The following is a 19,091-nucleotide window of genomic DNA, read 5'->3' as shown; positions in this document are numbered from 1 at the left end:
TTAATTTTGTGGATATCTTAAATAATTATCAATTTGATGTATAACCGCTCTGTTAGCCAGAATATTGCTGTAACGGTTTACCGTTTTTGCTTCTCTTGTTTGTGAATCAATGATCGTAAGATCTGTGCCATCACTGGATATTGTAATATAGGTATCACCATCTGTAGTTTTATATAATGTCACAGCCCCATCTTTAAAACCTTCCTGCGGCACAATAATACGTTTTGGCAAAATATGATAATTTACAAATGCAGCTACCCTTTCCTGTTCAGCCTGTGTAAAATCAGAAATTGTGATAGGCGGTAAAACGCCATCTGCCACAGCCTGATCCATTGCCGCATTGCTCGGAATTAAAAAAGTATTATTATTAGTATTTGCCACATCGGTGATGGCCTTTGTTTCTGTATTGTAAAGATAGCCTTCCATTGAGGCACCAATCTCACTTAAAGAAGTTGCCGATTTTTCAAGATAACGGTAAAAATTACGAAAAGCAGAATTGCTTTCAAGCTGCACACCTATGTTATCAATTGAAAACCTGAGCGGTGTAGAAAGTGTATACGACTGCCCATTTGAGGGTTCACTATCTACCTCACCCGAAAGAATCGACAACGCTGTACCGTTACCGCTTGCCCAGACATAGGTTCTTCCCTGGGTGAAATACCTGATATATTCTCCCCTGTCGTCAATACCCGTACGCACAATGCCTTGACCACTAAAGTCTACATTTTCACCTTCAATCATATGCAGATACAATAGCCTTTCCAGTGCATTGGTTGCGTTATCACCCAATGAACCATTATAGTTCTCGGTGAATTCCCAGCGATTTAAATCCCCATTCCAGAAAAAGCCCATATTGGTCATCTGGTCATTATTTATGAGAAACAGTTGCAGGTCTACCTCAGTATTTTTTAACAAACTCAAAATGGTTGGGAATGAACGGATGGCCTGAAGCATGATCACATAATCAGGATTCAGATTTATATCACCGAGTACGGTATAATAAAGATCTGTTGCCTGAACTTTATTCACACCGTAAAACATACCGTTGCTGCATACTTTTTTATCCACCACATCGGCAGTTGGATCAAACCTAGCTTCTTCACCATAAATATTCTGAGCCATGTCGAATTTTGACGGCCAAACGGTAGTCAGCCATAAATGGGCATTAACAAAGTCTGCAATCTGACTGGTAGTCATCTGATCCAGAGAAGAATAGTACTTTAGGAATTTATTGTCAAAAAACTGCTGAACAGCCGCATTTGTAGGAGCAAACATGGTCCATCCATTTTTCTGATTATCATAATCTTCGCCACCTTCACCATACCTTAAAAAGTTTTCGCAATTTGGGGCAAATGCCATATTGGAATATCCTTTCACATAAATATTCTGTGTTGAACCTGTTGCCTGTTCATAAAGAGAGGAAACCCACGACGGCGCAATGGTGTAATTTCTTAAATAGCGGTTGATAATATCCCTGAACATACTGTATTCTTCTTTACCAGCTAGAAATTCCTCAAGATTCTGAAGCGGGCTCAGTACTTTGTCAATGACATGAATTACGCCATTCTCTGCATAAATGTCACCTTCCATAAGATGAGCATCAACCACATTAAAACTGTCAAGTGAAACACCCGGGAAAAAGTATTCATAATCGTAATCCGAAAGATTTTGTTCTGCGAGGTAATCACGTGTAAAATATGGAATATTCTTATAATTATAATCATCTGTTGCAGAATAATTACTATTGGATTCACCACCCGCTACAGCATTAACATCCAGCACTTTCTCCATCACACCATCTACAGTATCTTCGTAAATCCACTTGTAATAATTGGTCTGGCGTTTGAATGCTTCATTTTCGATCCATAATTCCTGAGCAGATGACTGGTAGTCATCAAGCTGGTCTTCGGAATACGCATTCTGTAACAACAGATACTGCACAATATTCCGCGCTTTCACAGAATCCAAATCACTTACCGAGGCATAGCCGTTGGCAGCAAAATACTGGTTAAAAGCTTCATCAGTTGGTGCGAATAAAGTGAAATATCCTGCAGCACCCAACGATTTTGCATAACCTGCTTTTTCAATGCATGCCAGCAGAGAGGTAAAATTACCTCGTTGTTCCAACTGCGTTAAAATCGGTGGTTCGAGCCATTCCGGACGTTCATAGTATTTTGCCTTCTTATCTTCACATCCACTGAACAACACCAACAGATTCAAAATAATAAAAGCAAATACAAAAAACTGTTTTTTCATAAGATACTGAATTTGATATAATTACAGATATACTGCATTCGTTTTTTCAAAATTTCTAAGTAATCGGTATAAACAACACCCGATAACTACAGTTAATAATCAGCAAATTATCAAAATTATGTAATACAGAAATGACTTACTTATCAAATCCTGCCATAATTTATCATTAACTGACAAAACAAACCAAATCCAGATGAAAGTATATTGCAGTGATTGCTGCAATATTTAAGAAATAACCATTTCTTATTCAGAATTGCTGGGTTGGTTTTTTTCATAATTTTCTTGATCAATTTAAAAGTTAGCGATTGACATTGATCAGACTCAGCATTTTTCAATGATTAAATTTAAGAATTTTTGATAATAAAACTTAATTATTTCTTGCTTTAAATATCCTAATTTTCTTATTGACAAGAAATTAAATTAACATTTCAATTCAATACAATTATCAACTTAATCATAAAAAATGCTAAATTCAAAATTATGAATGTTAACAAGGATTTACAATACACAAACTGTTCAATTATTTACACATTATGACACATTTAATAAGTGTCCACTTTACACAAGTTGCTAAAGCAATATCAAATTAGAAGTCTCTATATCAATTTTTTATAAAAATTTTCATTATATGTAAACGATTTCATACACTCAGAAAAATTCATTTTATGACTATTTACACTTATTTCAAATAAAAAATAATTTTGCCATTCAGTATGGTAATACTTTCTATCCTTTTTATATTTTTGCACAATTGACAAAACAGGTAGTACAATGTTTGAAAATTTAACAGACAGACTGGAGAAATCCTTTCAGCTATTAAAAGGACAGGGAAAGATAACTGAAATAAATATTGCTGAAACATTAAAAGATGTCAGACGTGCATTGCTTGATGCCGACGTCAACTTTAAAACAGCAAAGACTTTCAGCAACACAGTTAAAGAAAAGGCACTTGGTCAAAACGTACTGACAGCGGTAAAACCAGGACAGATGCTGGTCAAAATCGTCCATGACGAACTGGCCGAATTAATGGGAGGAGAGAGTGTTGATATAAACATTAAAGGAAGCCCGGCTGTAATACTTATTGCCGGTTTACAAGGTTCCGGTAAAACGACATTCTCAGGGAAACTGGCTAATCAACTCAAACGGAAAAGAGGGAAGCAACCGATGCTTGTGGCAGGAGATGTGTATCGTCCGGCTGCAATTGAACAGTTAAAAGTGTTGGGATCACAAATTGATGTACCTGTTTTTTCAAATCTTGAGAGCAAAGAACCGGTTAAAATTGCAAAAGAAGCTATCAGAGAGGCAAAAATGAAAGGCAACGATGTTGTGATCATCGATACTGCAGGACGTTTAGCCATTGATGAACAAATGATGGATGAAATTGCTGCCATTAAATCAGCCGTAAATCCACACGAAATTCTGTTTGTTGTGGATTCAATGACAGGTCAGGATGCTGTAAATACAGCAAAAGAATTTAATGACAGACTTGATTTTGATGGTGTTGTCCTAACAAAACTCGATGGTGATACCCGTGGTGGTGCCGCTCTGTCAATACGTTCTGTGGTAGATAAGCCAATAAAATTTGTTGGAATGGGAGAAAAAATGGAAGCACTTGATGTGTTCCACCCTACCCGAATGGCAGACAGAATACTTGGAATGGGTGACATAGTTTCGCTGGTTGAGAAAGCACAGGAGAACTATGATGCTGATGAAGCCCGTAAGCTTCAGAAAAAGATTGCCAAGAACCAGTTTAATTTTAATGATTTTCTTTCACAAATCAACCAAATCAAAAAAATGGGGAATCTTAAAGATCTTGCATCCATGATTCCAGGTGTTGGTAAAGCCATGAAAAATATTGACATTGACGATGACGCTTTTAAACATATAGAAGCCATCATTCATTCAATGACTCCGGCAGAAAGAGAATCACCGCAAATTCTTAACGGAAGCAGACGGAACAGAATCGCACATGGTTCAGGAACAAATATTCAGGAAGTCAATAAACTGATTAAACAATTTGATGAGACCCGCAAAATGATGCGTATGATGACACAGGGTAAAAATGTATCACGAATGATGAATTCCATGAAATTCAAATAAAAAGATTATGATATTAATTGACGGTAAAACAACCTCAGAAAAAATCAAAACCGAAATAGCCGAAGAAGTAAAAAAGATGCTGGCTGCAGGACAAAAAGCACCTCATCTGGCAGCAGTACTTGTTGGACATGATGGTGGCAGTGAATCTTATGTGGCTCACAAGATAAAAGATTGCGAATCAGTGGGTTTTAAGTCTTCACTGATCAGATACGAGGATGATGTTACCGAAAATGAATTATTGGAAAAAGTTGAAGAACTTAATAATGATCCGAACCTTGACGGATTTATAGTGCAGTTACCTCTACCGGATCATATTAATGAACAAAAAATAATTGAAGCCATAAATCCTGATAAGGATGTAGATGGTTTTCATCCTGAAAATGTGGGAAGAATGGTTGTTGGTCTGCCAGGCTTTGTTTCTGCAACGCCTTATGGCATTGTTGAACTTTTAAAACGCTACAAAATTGAAACGTCAGGGAAACACTGTGTTGTAATTGGAAGAAGCAATATAGTTGGCAGACCCATGAGCATATTAATGTCTCAAAAAGAGATGAATGCTACAGTTACTGTGGTTCACAGCAGGACAGAAAAGCTTAAGGAAATTTGTGCTGATGCTGATATTTTAATTGCGGCACTTGGCAAACCAGAATTCGTTACTGCTGATATGGTAAAAGATGGAGCTACGATAATTGATGTGGGTACAACACGTGTAAAATCTGATAAAACCAAATCGGGTTGGAAACTAAAAGGAGATGTCGATTTTGAAAATGTTGCGAAGAAATGCGCTTTTATCACACCTGTTCCAGGAGGTGTAGGGCCAATGACAAGAGTAGCACTGCTGAAAAACACTTTACTTGCCGCGAAAAACAGGTAGAAGATTATACAATCAAAATATACATAATAAAAAACGGGATGAAATTTCATCCCGTTTTTTATTATGCTGTCAACTAAATCAATCTTCAAGATTTATAGCGTAATATGCTTTCTTGCCGTTCGGATATACACCTGAAATAAACAATCCTCCTCTTACGCGGTCCAATGCAGCACTGATATCTTGAACTTCGTTTATCTGGCGATCGTTGATTTTTGTGATGACAAATCCGTCAGAAATACCAATTTCACTGAATTTACCGTCTCCAACATCCGTAACCTGTACACCATGGTTTAATCCCAGTTGCTGCAACAATTTCTGATCAGCCTTTTCAAACTCAGCACCAAGAATTAAATCCGTTCCTTTCTGGATAATACTTGTATCTCCGTGAATGTTTTTAAGCGTCACTTTAAATGTTTTATCTGATCCCTTACGGTTAACTTCAACTGTAATTTTATCACCTGGTCTGTACCTGTTTAGCTGTTCAAGAAGTTGAGATCCAGAGTTAACTTCTGCTCCGTTGATTCCTACAATAACATCACCTTCTTTGATACCGGCTTCCTCTGCGCCGCCTCCTTCTATCAACCCACTGACATAAACACCTTTCATATCCAGCAAATGATTCTGCTCAGCAAAATCAGCGTCAATATCATTCATTGAAATGCCAAGGAATGGCCGCTGTACTTCACCATACTCCATGAGATCCGCAACAACCTTTTTTACAATGCTTACAGGAACTGCAAAAGAATAACCGGCATAAGCTCCTGTTGGCGAAGCAATCGCTGAATTGATCCCAACCAATTCACCACTTGTATTCACAAGAGCTCCACCACTATTACCGGGATTCACTGCAGCATCTGTCTGAATATACGATTCAATTCCCATGTGAGTTGCATCTCCCAATATCCCTATACCTCTGGCTTTTGCGCTAACGATACCAGCAGTTACAGTAGTCGATAAATTAAACGGGTTACCAACAGCCAGAACCCATTCACCCAGTTTAAGATTGTCTGAATTTCCGAAAGGAATAGCTGGCAAATTGTCAGCATCAACTTTTAAAAGGGCTATATCGGTCTGAGGATCAGTACCAATCAGCCGGGCATCGTAACGCCTCTTATCATTCAGAATAACCTCAATGTTATTCGATTTTTCAATCACATGGTTGTTGGTAACAATGTAACCATCTTTACTAATTATAACGCCTGATCCTGAACCTTCAAAAATTCTTTCCTGTGGTTCATTACCGCGTAATAAATCCCATAAATCAACATAGTTTGATTTATAACTCACTTTTACCTTAACATGTACCACCGCCTGAACACTGGATTCCGCTGCCTGCGTAAAATCTGTGTTTATGGCCGGTGATGCCGGTAAAGTTGCATAGGTAGGTTTTACGGTCTGTTCAGTCTGAATAACCTGTGCCTCATGAGTATTAATGTTGGTGTAGATTAAAATGGTTAGAACAGCCGAAACCACAGCAATAGTAACTGTCCCGATTGTGTTTTTCAATGTTCGTTTCATATCGCCTCAAATTTTAAATCGTTATATTTTAGAACGATATTACCAAATATCATTCCATGTTTGATCAAACGTAATGCATATTTAACAATTATTTTTAGTGCTTAACAATGCATTGTAAATGATATCAGAATTTTTACCTTTGTAAATACTGTTTGTTGGTTTATGGAATTGAAGATCAGAACTAACAGACATATATTAATTTTTCTGTAAATTTTATGCGACCTAAGCAAACAAAATTCACAATGCAGATTTCGATATTCAATAAATCAGTTTGTTTTCTGCTCCTGATGATAAGTTTGCATCTTAATATCAGCTCGCAGGCATTTGTTATTGACAACGATTCAATAGCACAAAGTATTGAGAAAAATATAGACCGATATCCGAATCAGATCCGCATCAATCTGCTTTTCAAACTTGCGTCCTATTATTACAACTCCGACACACGAAAAACATCGGAGTTTGCAGCAAAGGCTATTTCTCAAATAAAAGATTTAGAAAATGCCAAATATGATATCCTGCTTGTACACTCTTACTGGTTATCTGGAGAGGCTTACAGCAAATTAGGTTCTGAATTTGCTGCAAGCACAGCATTTCTGAATGCCTATGAAACCGCTAAGAAAACAGATAATCAAAGTCTCCTGTTATTAACATTAGAGTCACTATCAAAGAGCCTGATCAAACAATCCAATTATCTTATGGCAATTAATTACCTGCGAAAAGCAGAAAACATTGCCAAAACTCTTAATAATAAAAAAGTCTTTAATAATCTGGAATCTCAGCTTGCCCTGTCATATATACATATGAATCGCCCTGATTCTGCCAAATTCATATTAAACAACTTATTTCTGGATTTAAAGGACACCACTGATTTAATCCAAAATCACATCAGTTACAGCAAAGTAAAAATAATCGAAAAAGACTATAATTTTGCCAAAAGACATCTCAATGAAGCACTAAAACTTTCATTGAGCATAAAAAATGACAGCCTGGTTTATGAATGTTATACTGATCTGGCCAGGATATCTGCACTGGGGAACAATTTTTTTGATGCCGAATTCTATTTAGGAAAAGCATATGCATTAAAAAAGAAATATGACAACTTGTCATCACTGATTTCATCCGCAGAAATTCTTGAAAAAAACAAAAACTATAAGGAAGCCAACAACTATTACAGATTATTCTACATTGCCGCGGATTCTGTTTTGAAAGAAAAAGAAAAAATTGCAACACAGAATTTCAGCAATCAGGTTGAATTGCTCAACAGAGCCAAAGAAATAAATAGCCTCAAGCTTTTAAATGCGCAAAATGAAAAGGACATAAAAAAGACCAGAATGCTTATTATTATTAGCTCAACACTTTTTTTGCTACTTGTGGTATCCAGTTATTTCATTGTCAATTATCAACGTGAAAAACACCACAACCTGCAGCTCATTATGAAGCAGAATGAGGAATTATCACTCAAAAAACATAAGGAAGATCTTAGAAAAGTTGAGCTGCGGGCTGCAATTGCGCAATTACAGGGTCAGGAAATAGAAAGAGAGCGGTTGGCAAAAGAACTGCACGATGGAGTGGGCGGAACACTTGCCGGAATAAAGATGGAACTCGAATCTGTTTTTAGTAATTCTAAATCAGATAAAAAAGCCGCTTACCTGCTAAAATCTCTTCAGGATACTTACATGGAGGTCCGATCGATATCAAAAAATCTCTCGCTGCCAAATTTTGGTTCTGAATCGTTAAACGATAACATTATGAACCTGATTCAGTTTTTTCCAGGCAAACACGATCTTGAGATCAGTTTTAATGCATTCCCGATTGAAAAATGGGATGATATTGATATTAATACACAGAAAGAAATTTACAGAATGATCCAGGAAGCAATTACCAATGTGATTAAACATGCAAAAGCTACCGAATTGGATATACAGATCGTAAATGACGGGACCTCCCTTACCATGATCATTGAAGACAACGGGATAGGTTTTGACACGAACAAATTATGGTCAGGAATCGGGCTCAAAAATATGCGATCAAGAGCCACAGTTTTAAAAGGAGAACTTACGATTGAGTCCGAGCCAAACGAAGGCACAACAATTAATTTAATAATTCCCCTAAAAAAATAAATATGAAAAAAAATGTTATCATTGTTGACGATCATCCTTTTATTCTCAGCGGTTTAGGTAGTCTTATCAGTCAGTTTGAAGATCTGATTATTATAGGTAATGCATCTAATGGTAAGGAAGCACTTGAACTCGTAAAGGATAATAAAGTAGATATAGTTTTTACAGACATCGAGATGCCGGAAATGGATGGCAATGAGCTAATTGATGTTCTGAATGAAAAATATCCGTCAGTTAAAATTATTGTCATAACAATGCATTCACATCAGTGGATGGTAAAAAAACTTCTGCGAAAAAAAATCACAGCCATACTTTCAAAATCTGCGGGGGAAGAAGACCTTAAAAAAGCACTTGAGAATCTTAATAAGGAAGAAGTCTATATTGACACCAGTATAAAAGATGTCATTATTGAAGCACTGACAAATGAGAAAAAAACGGTGGAAAATGACTCTGTTCAACTAACAAAAAGGGAAAAACAGGTTTTGCAACTTATCTACCAGGGATATTCTACAAAAGAAATCTCTGAAATGCTTAAAAAAAGTCCGAATACTGTTGAAACGCACCGAAAGAATATGTTTATCAAGTGCAACGTTAAAAATATAGCAGGTCTTATAAAATTCGGGCTTGAGAAAGGATTAATAGAAATGTGAAAAAAGTGTGCCACCAGGCACACTTAAGTTTATTTAATTCCCATTTTTTTACGGATTTCTTTTGGAATAGCATCTTTATGAACCACAAAATTCATGGTCTTCAATTTTAAATATGGTTCAGACATATACAAATAACCATCGTATAAATTATTTGTGTTCCACGAATTCTTTACTTTATAATACACAGTTCCGTTCTGATCTTTTACCATGCCTGTAATATGCATACCGTGATCATCGGTTGTCTGGTAATTGTCAAATTCTTCTTGTCTCATTTCCTGAGTTATTTTTTTCTCACTGCCTGGTTTATCAAATGTATAGAGTTTTCTGTCTCTATCATTCTGTGACATATTTTCCCATTTTGCGCGTTCCAGATCACTCATATCCTCAGTATCAGCATCAGGAATAATTGCCAGTCCATTTTTAAAGCTGAAACCCTTTTCACTTGTATCTCCACCCCACGCGATAGTGTAACCATTCTCAACTGCATACCTGCAAATCTCAGCCATTTCATTCAGTGGCACATTGTACGATGCTCCCCAAAGCCAGTTGTCAGGAATTTCGAGTATAAATTTTTCATAAAACGGATGATGGGTAAATGAGGTTATAGAGACATAGTCAGAAGGATCAATATCTACATACTTCTTCGTAAAATCCACTTCATTAGTTGTTTTACCGTCGTATACAAATGACTCGGGGATATTACCAAAATACGCATCCAGAATTCCATCTACTGCACCTTTCCATGCAGTGGAAAGTTTCTTATTTTTATTGGTTTCTATGGACTTTACAAACGATTGTAACGCACCGTTTACTTCTCCATGAACATGTTTATCTTCTCCATAATTCAAACCTTTGTACGCAGATTCCGGCAATAAACCATAATGATCCAGTACCCAGAAAACATCAAAAAATGCACCTCCAGCATCAAAGTTTATGGTTCCGTGCATACGAATATATTTCTCTGCTTTATAGTCATAACATTTCCTGACAACATACATTTCTGACAGATCCAGTGTATCCCCTCCTTTTCTCAATACTTCCGATTCAATAAATGATAATCCGGAAAAACTCCAGCAGGTTCCGCTTCTGTATTGATCCTTTACAGAAGTAGCGGGTAAATCCTTAATAGTTGTAAATACATAACCTGAGTCGCTCTGTGCAGAAGCACCTGACGCTATGAACAGCATCATAATAATTTTGACTAAATTTTTCATTCGTTGTGTTTTAATAGGTTCAAAAATAAAAAATACACATAAAAAAAGCACCCGAAGGTGCTTAAAAAAATCCATACATGACATTAATCATAATTTGGAGGCCAGTTCTACTAATCTTAAAAATTCAGCCTTATAACCATCCCTATCTGCATAATCCAGATCTGTAAGCATATTTGCTACTGTGGAAAGATCACCTTTTTCAACATAATCCGATTTTCTCAGAATCTGACCAAACATGGCTACCGATGCTGCCATCCTGAATTCGGGGTCAGAATTTCCATCTTTTAAAATAAAATCGTCCATTCTTCCGACAATCAACTTACTCACTTCTGAATCAGGATCTTTGTATCTTATTTTCACAGTACCCAATTCATTCATGAAAGCCTTTTCCTGTTTTTCCTTTTGCCCATAGCGCAACGGATCAACCACGGGCTTACCGTCAGAGTTAACAAGAGAAATTTCATAAAGTGCGGTAACCTGTTGATCGGCCCCCATCTCGCCGGCATCCTTTTTATCGTTGTTAAAATCCTCTGCAGCCAAAGCCCTGTTGTCGTACCCAACCAACCGGTATGATGCAACCCGCGCCGGATTAAATTCAACCTGTATCTTAACATCTTTGGCGACAACAAACAAGTTTGAAGAGAATTCTTTCATCAGTATTTTGTGTGCTTCCTGCAGATTATCAACGTAACCATAATTTCCGTTTCCATTATCAGCAATAGCTTCCATCCGGTTATCCTTTAAGTTACCCTGACCAAAACCTAAAATGGAAATACAGATTCCTTTATCACGTTTTTCTTTTATCAACTGTTTCAGATCATCTACCGAACTTGGTCCGACATTGAAATCACCATCCGTTACCAGGATAATCCTGTTATTCCCTTCTCTTATCAAGCATTTCTCCGCTTCACTGTAAGCCAGTTTTAGTCCCTCAGCACCGGCTGTTGATCCTCCTGAAGACAGATTATCCAATGCACGAATAATCTGTTGTTTATTTTTAACCGAAGTGGATTCCAATGCGACTCTTGTACTTCCGGCATATGTCACAATGGCTACCCTGTCATTATCTCTGAGCGTCCCTAAAAATGTTTTCAGACTGGCTTTAGCCAATGGAAGTTTATCGGGTGAACTCATAGATCCTGAAATATCAATAAGGAACACAAAATTTGATCGGGGCAACTTTTCCGTTTTAATTTCTTTTGTTTGTAAACCAACTCTTACCAGGTAATGATCCGGATTCCACGGACATTTATCTGCTGCAAGTGAAACTGCCAAAGGTTCCTTATTATCTGGTTTGGGATAGTTATATTTAAAATAATTGATCATCTCCTCTACCCTGACTGAATTTGGAGGTGGCAACATTCCATTATTAATATGTCTTCTGGTTATTGCATACGATGCCACATCAACATCCACTGAAAAAGTAGATAACGGATGTAATCTTACCGCCTTAAATCCAGATTCTTCAAACTGACTGTATTCATCTGTATTCGGTTCTGAATAAACCGGAGGAACAACATAATTTATTGCCATATCATAAGCAACTGCTTCCTGTAAAACTATTTTTTGTTCCGCTCTTGACTTAGGTACTCTTATACCTGTTGCAACACCTGTGGTTTTAGGGGTGTACAATTTATTAATGCTATCTTCCTCATCATCCAACACCTGAGCAATCGGCTTTAACTTAACAATATTAACACCATTGGATTTAGGCGGAAATGTTAACGTTTCGAATCCATCCTTTTGCAGGGTAATTATTGAATCTGAATTGTGAAGGAGCAACTGAAATTCTCCACTTTTATCAGTATAAATCAGCTCTTTGGCGGTTGTGATTTTAACCATGAAAACCGGAGAATTATCATTCTCATTTAAAACTTTCCCTCTGATAATATTTTGTGAGAACAAAGGGGATACGCTTAAAACTGTCAAAATAACTGCAAATAACTTTTTCATAACTCAATGATTTTTATTTTTACCATTGAGACTTAAAAAATGAGATATTCCATAAATATTTTTTAAATTTACCCGGATAGTATTTGTAAACTTTTTTAAACCAGCATGTTGAACATTCTGAAAAATACAGAAAATAACGACTCATTTTTGGTGGACAGTTACCGTGAGTCGGGAGATTCTGCTTTTCTTGGTCAGCTTTTCGACAGGTATATACATCTGGTTTACGGCTTATGCCTTAAATATCTTAAAAACCGCGAAGACAGTCAGGATGCAACCATGGAGATTTATGAAAAAGTTACAAATGAATTGCGGAAAAGCGAAGTAAAACATTTTAAAAGCTGGTTATACATTGTTTCACGGAATCATTGCCTTTCCATTTTGAAGAAAAAACAGCAGTTGTCTGAAGTTGAGTTAATTTCTGAAAAAAGTTATTCCGAAATTGTGGAATTTGAAGATTTTTTTACTCATATAAACAAGGATGATTTTGAAAAGAACAAGGAAAGTCAGCTATACAAGTGCCTTGAGAATTTGAAGGAATTTCAGAAGGACAGCATAACACTGTTTTACTTCAAGGAAAAATGTTACAAGGAAATTGCTGACATACTGAATACATCTATTAAAAAGGTTAAGAGTTATTTACAGAACGGAAAACGAAATTTGAAGCGTTGTTTGGAAATTAATGAAGAAGCAGCATAATCATAATAAAAACAGGCTTACCTGGCAGATTCTGAGGGATTATTTTACTAATAGTCTCTCCTCAGGAGAAATGCATGAGGTAGAGAAAAAGGTTATGCATGATCCGTTCAGTAATGATGCGTTTGATGGCTTGGAGAACTTTGCACCGGCATCTCTTGATAATGATATATCAAATTTAAAAGCACGATTAATCCGCAAAAGCGGTTTTGATGCCAACAAAAAACAGGTTTCATACGGTTTACTGATCCGGGTTGCAGCTGTTCTGATCCTGTTATTTGCTGCATCCGGTGTTGTAATTTACCTTACTCGTTCTTCTGATACTATCATGCCTTCAAAAGTTGCCCAGAGCACAAAAAAATTGGTTCAGGAAGAACCAAAACCATTATTTGGCAATGATATGGATACGTTAGTACAAGAAATGGAGGATTCCGAAAATCTAGCCGAAGTTAAGGCTAACATTCCTGTCCAAACAACCCGCAGAGAAACGAGAAGAACTGAATCAGATGCAATGGAAGAACTGGAACCTAAGAAGGCATCCGCCACATTGAATTTAAAGGAAAAATCAAATTTAGAATCCGGTACTGTTTTGAAGATGAATGAAGAGAGTGAAATGCAGCCAACACAGGTTAAATCCAACAACGCTCAGTCAAGGCTCATCTCACAAAGCGAAGATACATCAACAATATTAGTAGCTACAGATGCTGTAGAATTAAATGAACCGCTATCCGCTAAAGTATCCGGAGTTAAGTCTGACAGCAATATGGCAAAAAAAGCTTCGAATGAAGTAATGAACCGTACTGTTCAAAGTGCTGTTGCGGCCAAACCTCCAACGGATCTGGATAATTACAAAGGCAAAATTTTCCGAAAAATCATGGAAGAGGAACCTGACGCAATGGGAGAGTTTGAAGTTTGGTTCACAATAAATGAAAAAGGAGAATTGTCTGATTTTGAAGTCACAAAAAGCATAGACAGAAGAACCGACAGAAAAATCATTAAAGAATTGAAAAACAGTGGAAACTGGACCCCTGCTTATATTTCAAGTGAGCCGACAACGTCCAGAGCTTCCATTCAATTAATATTTTAACACAACAGATATGGCTAAAATCAGAGACTTAAAAAAAGATGTGAATTTTCTAACATCAGAAGTGATATCTCAGGCATTTTTTGTACAATATCTTTTCCCTGAAACCAAGGAAGAAAAGCTCAGTGCTGTTATTGAAAAAGCTGTACTTTTAAGAAATAATACCATAAAATCAATCAACGGCTACAAAAAGGAAGGTAAAGTCAAAGCTTTCTACAGAGAAATTCAGGAGAAATTTGTAAAAGAAGTCTTTGAATTATTTGATGCATTGAATAAACTGAAGAAATAGGTTAATTATGATCATTTCACATGATCATAATTCTCTGAACTGCTTCATGCTTGCTGTTTCTGACTTTCAGAAGATATAAACCAGCGTTATATTTTCGAAATTCGATGCTGGTATTCGATGTTCCTGCCTTTAAATAGCAATTCATCATTTCATCCACTTTAGCGCCCTCAATGGTAAATAATTGCATTGATACCATCCCTTCTTCAGACTGAAAGACTTCAACTTCTGAACCGGAATTCACTGGATTTGGAAAAACTCTGAGATTCAAATTCTTTGACGGACTATAGGCTTCATGATTTCCAGTTGCTCCACCTGTCTGAATCCTCATAAATTCACTGCTGTCCAAAACAACATGGGTTATTCTTATACGTTGAATTATACCGTTAAAGTAATTTACTTTATTCATCCGCATTCCAACAGACATCTTTGTCGCATCAGAGAATGGCAGCAGTAAATAATCCCAATCTGCTTCAAGCTCTTTTTTGTAATTGACGTAAGTTTCGAAATGCCCGTTATTATATATAATCGCCATATGCTGCCAACCATCGAGAGGATGCGTAAGTTCCGGTTCCATTAAGCCCAGCGAGTTAGCATCTGCCCTTAAAAAACCGTCAAAATACCATTCATGATTATTATTCAATCTTAGTTCCATCGTAATGCGCCTGTTGCTGTTATTGGCATCTTCAATATGAAAATATCGTGGTTCAGCATTTGCAGGATAAACATCATTTGGTTTTACAATTGTTTCAATAGTAAATTCCTGGCTACTGCCAATTGGATTATTAAAAATATATATGCCATCTCCCTCACCGTCAAACACAGTTCCTTTTCCAATCTCAGTTTCTACAATCTGAGGATCCCCAAAAACCTGGATATCGTAACCATTTAATGTATTCAGGTTATCCAAAACAAATGTTTCATTCTCTTCCAGCATTTCTCCATAATACAGAAACTGTGTGCTATCCAGGGCAGCATCTACAAACCGGATTTCCCGTACAGCTCCGGTCATGTAATTTGTCTGATTCATCCTTGCACCTACCGAAACCGCTCCGTCTTCCGGTTTGATCCAGTCCAGATAACCGGTATTTTCATTCTTATAATCAATATACTGTATAAATTCTTTATCCTTATACACAACTGCCGCGTGATACCACCGGTCTGCTTTATGTAATTTCACAGGATCCATCAAATGAATATTCTGGTTCTCACCACTCCCGGTTTGAATATAATTCTCCATGTACCACATACTGTCATTTTCAAACTGAATTTCAAACAAAATTCTTATATCAGGACTGGCCTGCATATGGACAAACTTTTGCTCCTCAATTCCACCCCGATCTATCCTGAAAACAACTTCAAACGTAAACTCATCCATTCCAATCAGGGGATTAGCATTAACAACAATGCGATTTTCAACCCCATCAAACAAAACCGCTTGTGCATTATTTATTGAAATGAGTTCAGGATTACCTTCCGGAGTCACAGAAACACCGCCAACAGTAGAAAGATTATCAAACTTCCAGGTCACATAATTTATACCTGATGAACTGGTTGTGAATAAAGAGAGGTATAGTGATAATAAAAAAAACACCTTAAGCAGATTTGAATTCATAACAGAGGTAGATTGAAAATAAAGTTATACTGTTCAAAACTAATTAAATTTTACGAAATTGAATAGATAGTTTTCTAACTGGCATCTGCTTAATGATGCAAAAACCTAATTCTAAATTTGTTCATTTGAGAAAAAAGGATTTATTTAACTTATATTTTATGATTTGAATTTTCAAATACTATGAAAAAGAAAATTTACCTGTTAAATAGTTTATGCCTATTCTCTATTTTAATGTTTGAGATCCTAATATCCTGCGAATATTCACCTTTGAAGGAGTATTATGTATCAATTGATAAACCTGAAGAAGCTCCTGATATTCAAATAGACTTAAATACCAATGTAAAAGACAGTATTATTTTTTACGAAGGTCAGGAAACTGATTTATTAATCAGTATTAAAACCAAACCCGGTATAAAGCTACAATTTGCAGAGTTTTTTGTAGATGACAGTATTATTTCCACAAAATATTTTTTGGATAATTACACTACTAAAGTCTCTTTTGATTTAAAAGATGACTCAGTCCATAACTTTAATGCCATTTTTTATACAGGATCCGGCTCTAATAGTATAGCTGACATAACTGGTTATGAAGGTTATGGGTATTCAACCAAACAGTATAAACTAATAGCAAATAAAAAATATTCACCAATAAATGGCACCTTTAGTCTGGAGCAGAACGGTCTGCACTTAAACTGGAAGCCATATAATGGCACTAATTTTAAAAACTATTCCATCACAAAGGGATCAAATGATTCTGGCATCGCTTTACAGGAAAACGAATACCTTGATCAGGATTATTTGGGAGGTAGCTGGGTTTACACAATAACTGTTACAGATAACAATGATCATAAATTTGTTTGGGCCAGATTAAATGTCGGTTTTCTAATTCCACTCCCGGAAATTACCGAAATAAACAGACAACTGGCACTGAAATGGAGCTCATCAGAAATAGAATTGATTCTAGATGGTTATGGCCTTGTAAGTGATGACATGTCCACATACGGATACAATCCTCAAGAAGAATACTTTATCCCGAAAGATTCTAACCATTTTATACTCAATAATTTTCTGTTCGGATCACATAAAAGGTTTTATTTCTATGGGGTCAAAGACAATAAATTCTCATCAGGTCCAATTTTCAATACAAAAAGAGAACTAAACATCACAATGGGTCTACCCGGACCATATTTCAGGAATCATTATGATGCTACATCAAAAGGTGTACTGATTTATGATAATGAAGATCTCAAATTTTATTCTGTCAAGGATGATTCAGTATATACAATTATGCCAATGGATGCTGATATTGCACAATCTCCCAATGCTGAATATATTGTTTATCCAAAACAATCCACGATGGATGTATACCAATATAATTCTCACTCATTTAGTCTCATAAAAACCATTCAAATAAAAGATGATATCGACGCATATGATGAGGATTTATATTTTAAGCTCTCAGACAATGGAATTTTAGCATTTATCAATACAGCTAAACTTTACGTATATGACATTGTAAATGAGAAATTACTTTGTAGTAAATACTTAGGACAACTCTTCAGTGTTGTCTTGATGCCTGATGGTAAGCATTTGATCATATATCTGGAGAATGCGGCAAAAGTTTATGAATTAAATAATGATACCATTATTAAGGTAAATGAATTTAGCAACACAAGGAATTTTTCCCAAAATAGTTTTAAACTCATGTACAATGAACCTAATAACATTTACTTTATCAGTGGGAATAAGATTTTAATCAAGAACATTTTAACTTCCAATATTGAAAAAGAGATAGAGCTTGGTTCTGCATTTTTGAACTTTGATATTAGAAGTAATAAAATTCTTACATACGATGAATATAACAAAGAATATAAAATATTTAGTTACTTAACAGGTGAGCAGATAGAAGTTGTTCCAACCGCTTTTGAGAAATCAACTGAGTATACCTTTCTATGCAACAACAGAATATTCAGATCATATTACAAATATTACCTTAAAAACTAATAATCTGCTACTTATGTTACAAAAGATCATAATTATTACATTACTGACAGCTTATATCAGTCCCGTTTCTTCTCAAAACCTGCAGATCGATTATGGAATTGATTACCAAAGTTATGAAATGAGCAACCTAAAGGAATTAACAAATACCATTTTTAAAACTGTACCTTTCGATGCACAGATAACAAGCAATTTCCCTCCATATGCAAGGCATCAGATTTCAGGGCTTTATAGTATCAATAATAATCTGAAACTTGGATTCTCATTCACATATTTAACTACCGGTTCCAGAATTTCAAGAGCAGATTATTCAGGAAGTTATAACTTTGATATGATAATAAATGGATACTCTCCCGGCATTAAAGGGCAGGTGAAGATTTCAGATTTCAAGTTAGTATCAATGTATTTTTACAACTCTATAGGCTTAACTTTTAGCATCTTAAAACTAAATGAAAGTTTAAACATCGTAGAATATGAGCCACACACTTCGATTGATAATTTTATATCTACAAACATGTTTTTTGAACCAGGATTACGTCTTGAGCACAATATTTCGGATTTTTGTTTCAGCTTAAATTCAGGATATAATTTCAGCATCTTAAAAGGTGATTTAAAGTATAAAAAAGATAAACGGTATATTTTAACTGATGAACATGAAGAAAGTTTACAAGCAAACTGGTCCGGATTTTATATTGGGCTTGCCGTTGGTATTATTTTACACTAAAACTCA

At 35.9% G+C, this 19,091-nt stretch carries 14 protein-coding genes; 9 read left to right on the top strand and 5 right to left on the bottom strand.

Going from position 1 to position 19,091, the window contains the following annotated elements; translation table 11 throughout:
- A complete protein-coding gene (locus ACE01N_RS14100; RefSeq protein ID WP_380590172.1) occupies positions 1-2,256 on the bottom strand; it encodes a fasciclin domain-containing protein in 2,256 nt (751 codons plus the stop codon).
- A gap of 771 nt (positions 2,257-3,027) precedes the next feature.
- Between ACE01N_RS14100 and ffh the strand changes: the two genes are divergently transcribed.
- Together ffh and ACE01N_RS14090 are read left to right on the top strand one after the other, a co-directional pair.
- Complete coding sequence (gene ffh / locus ACE01N_RS14095; protein WP_380590169.1) at positions 3,028-4,356, top strand: signal recognition particle protein; 1,329 nt, start codon at positions 3,028-3,030, stop codon at positions 4,354-4,356.
- Between the two features lie 7 nt (positions 4,357-4,363).
- Positions 4,364-5,230, top strand: a complete 867-nt coding sequence (locus tag ACE01N_RS14090; protein ID WP_380590166.1) for a bifunctional 5,10-methylenetetrahydrofolate dehydrogenase/5,10-methenyltetrahydrofolate cyclohydrolase — start codon at positions 4,364-4,366, stop codon at positions 5,228-5,230.
- A gap of 78 nt (positions 5,231-5,308) precedes the next feature.
- Here ACE01N_RS14090 and ACE01N_RS14085 read toward each other — a convergent pair whose 3' ends face one another.
- The gene (locus ACE01N_RS14085; RefSeq protein WP_380590163.1) at positions 5,309-6,748 is read right to left on the bottom strand and encodes a trypsin-like peptidase domain-containing protein; all 1,440 of its coding nucleotides are present in this window, start codon (positions 6,746-6,748) and stop codon (positions 5,309-5,311) included.
- Between the two features lie 242 nt (positions 6,749-6,990).
- Here ACE01N_RS14085 and ACE01N_RS14080 point away from each other — a divergent pair, with 242 nt between their 5' ends.
- Positions 6,991-8,868 carry a sensor histidine kinase gene (locus tag ACE01N_RS14080; RefSeq protein ID WP_380590160.1) on the top strand — a complete coding sequence of 626 codons (1,878 nt, stop codon included), beginning with the start codon at positions 6,991-6,993 and terminating at the stop codon, positions 8,866-8,868.
- Positions 8,869-8,870: 2 nt separating this feature from the next.
- Positions 8,871-9,515 carry a response regulator gene (locus ACE01N_RS14075; RefSeq protein ID WP_380590157.1) on the top strand — a complete coding sequence of 215 codons (645 nt, stop codon included), beginning with the start codon at positions 8,871-8,873 and terminating at the stop codon, positions 9,513-9,515.
- Positions 9,516-9,544: 29 nt separating this feature from the next.
- Here the strand turns inward: ACE01N_RS14075 and ACE01N_RS14070 are convergent, their stop codons facing one another.
- Positions 9,545-10,729, bottom strand: coding sequence for a C1 family peptidase (locus ACE01N_RS14070; RefSeq protein ID WP_380590154.1), 1,185 nt, complete (start codon positions 10,727-10,729; stop codon positions 9,545-9,547).
- A gap of 87 nt (positions 10,730-10,816) precedes the next feature.
- The gene (locus tag ACE01N_RS14065; RefSeq protein ID WP_380590151.1) at positions 10,817-12,682 is read right to left on the bottom strand and encodes a vWA domain-containing protein; all 1,866 of its coding nucleotides are present in this window, start codon (positions 12,680-12,682) and stop codon (positions 10,817-10,819) included.
- A 105-nt stretch (positions 12,683-12,787) separates the two neighbouring features.
- Here ACE01N_RS14065 and ACE01N_RS14060 point away from each other — a divergent pair, with 105 nt between their 5' ends.
- Genes ACE01N_RS14060 through ACE01N_RS14050 form a run of 3 tightly spaced genes read left to right on the top strand, consistent with a single transcriptional unit; the run spans position 12,788 to position 14,748 of the window.
- Positions 12,788-13,378 carry an RNA polymerase sigma factor gene (locus ACE01N_RS14060; RefSeq protein WP_380590148.1) on the top strand — a complete coding sequence of 197 codons (591 nt, stop codon included), beginning with the start codon at positions 12,788-12,790 and terminating at the stop codon, positions 13,376-13,378.
- Entirely contained in the window at positions 13,362-14,462 is a 1,101-nt protein-coding gene (locus tag ACE01N_RS14055) for a hypothetical protein (RefSeq protein WP_380590145.1), read from the top strand. The genes ACE01N_RS14060 and ACE01N_RS14055 overlap by 17 nt, the downstream gene beginning before the upstream one ends.
- Before the next feature lie 10 nt (positions 14,463-14,472).
- The gene (locus tag ACE01N_RS14050; protein ID WP_380590142.1) at positions 14,473-14,748 is read left to right on the top strand and encodes a hypothetical protein; all 276 of its coding nucleotides are present in this window, start codon (positions 14,473-14,475) and stop codon (positions 14,746-14,748) included.
- Between the two features lie 16 nt (positions 14,749-14,764).
- Here ACE01N_RS14050 and ACE01N_RS14045 read toward each other — a convergent pair whose 3' ends face one another.
- Positions 14,765-16,360, bottom strand: a complete 1,596-nt coding sequence (locus ACE01N_RS14045) for a LamG-like jellyroll fold domain-containing protein (RefSeq protein ID WP_380590139.1) — start codon at positions 16,358-16,360, stop codon at positions 14,765-14,767.
- 180 nt (positions 16,361-16,540) lie between these two features.
- Here ACE01N_RS14045 and ACE01N_RS14040 point away from each other — a divergent pair, with 180 nt between their 5' ends.
- Both ACE01N_RS14040 and ACE01N_RS14035 read left to right on the top strand, forming a co-directional pair.
- Positions 16,541-18,364 carry a hypothetical protein gene (locus ACE01N_RS14040; RefSeq protein ID WP_380590136.1) on the top strand — a complete coding sequence of 608 codons (1,824 nt, stop codon included), beginning with the start codon at positions 16,541-16,543 and terminating at the stop codon, positions 18,362-18,364.
- Between the two features lie 13 nt (positions 18,365-18,377).
- Positions 18,378-19,085: a hypothetical protein gene (locus ACE01N_RS14035; protein ID WP_380590133.1), complete on the top strand. Its 708-nt coding sequence runs from the start codon at positions 18,378-18,380 to the stop codon at positions 19,083-19,085.
- Positions 19,086-19,091: the final 6 nt, after the last annotated feature.

This window comes from Quyinboa ferrireducens (genome assembly GCF_042436675.1).
Classification (GTDB): domain Bacteria; phylum Bacteroidota; class Bacteroidia; order Bacteroidales; family UBA5342; genus JBHJHP01.
Note: the sequence above shows the minus strand (reverse complement) of the source record. Positions and strands in the feature narration are given on the sequence as shown.

Coding starts and splice junctions, on each gene's coding strand:
- ACE01N_RS14065 (WP_380590151.1), bottom strand. CDS start 12,682: ATGAAAAAGTTATTTGCAGTTATTTTGACAGTTTTAAGCGTATCCCCT.
- ACE01N_RS14035 (WP_380590133.1), top strand. CDS start 18,378: ATGTTACAAAAGATCATAATTATTACATTACTGACAGCTTATATCAGT.
- ACE01N_RS14060 (WP_380590148.1), top strand. CDS start 12,788: ATGTTGAACATTCTGAAAAATACAGAAAATAACGACTCATTTTTGGTG.
- ACE01N_RS14050 (WP_380590142.1), top strand. CDS start 14,473: ATGGCTAAAATCAGAGACTTAAAAAAAGATGTGAATTTTCTAACATCA.
- ACE01N_RS14085 (WP_380590163.1), bottom strand. CDS start 6,748: ATGAAACGAACATTGAAAAACACAATCGGGACAGTTACTATTGCTGTG.
- ACE01N_RS14090 (WP_380590166.1), top strand. CDS start 4,364: ATGATATTAATTGACGGTAAAACAACCTCAGAAAAAATCAAAACCGAA.
- ACE01N_RS14075 (WP_380590157.1), top strand. CDS start 8,871: ATGAAAAAAAATGTTATCATTGTTGACGATCATCCTTTTATTCTCAGC.
- ACE01N_RS14040 (WP_380590136.1), top strand. CDS start 16,541: ATGAAAAAGAAAATTTACCTGTTAAATAGTTTATGCCTATTCTCTATT.
- ACE01N_RS14070 (WP_380590154.1), bottom strand. CDS start 10,729: ATGAAAAATTTAGTCAAAATTATTATGATGCTGTTCATAGCGTCAGGT.
- ACE01N_RS14045 (WP_380590139.1), bottom strand. CDS start 16,360: ATGAATTCAAATCTGCTTAAGGTGTTTTTTTTATTATCACTATACCTC.
- ffh (WP_380590169.1), top strand. CDS start 3,028: ATGTTTGAAAATTTAACAGACAGACTGGAGAAATCCTTTCAGCTATTA.
- ACE01N_RS14055 (WP_380590145.1), top strand. CDS start 13,362: ATGAAGAAGCAGCATAATCATAATAAAAACAGGCTTACCTGGCAGATT.
- ACE01N_RS14100 (WP_380590172.1), bottom strand. CDS start 2,256: ATGAAAAAACAGTTTTTTGTATTTGCTTTTATTATTTTGAATCTGTTG.
- ACE01N_RS14080 (WP_380590160.1), top strand. CDS start 6,991: ATGCAGATTTCGATATTCAATAAATCAGTTTGTTTTCTGCTCCTGATG.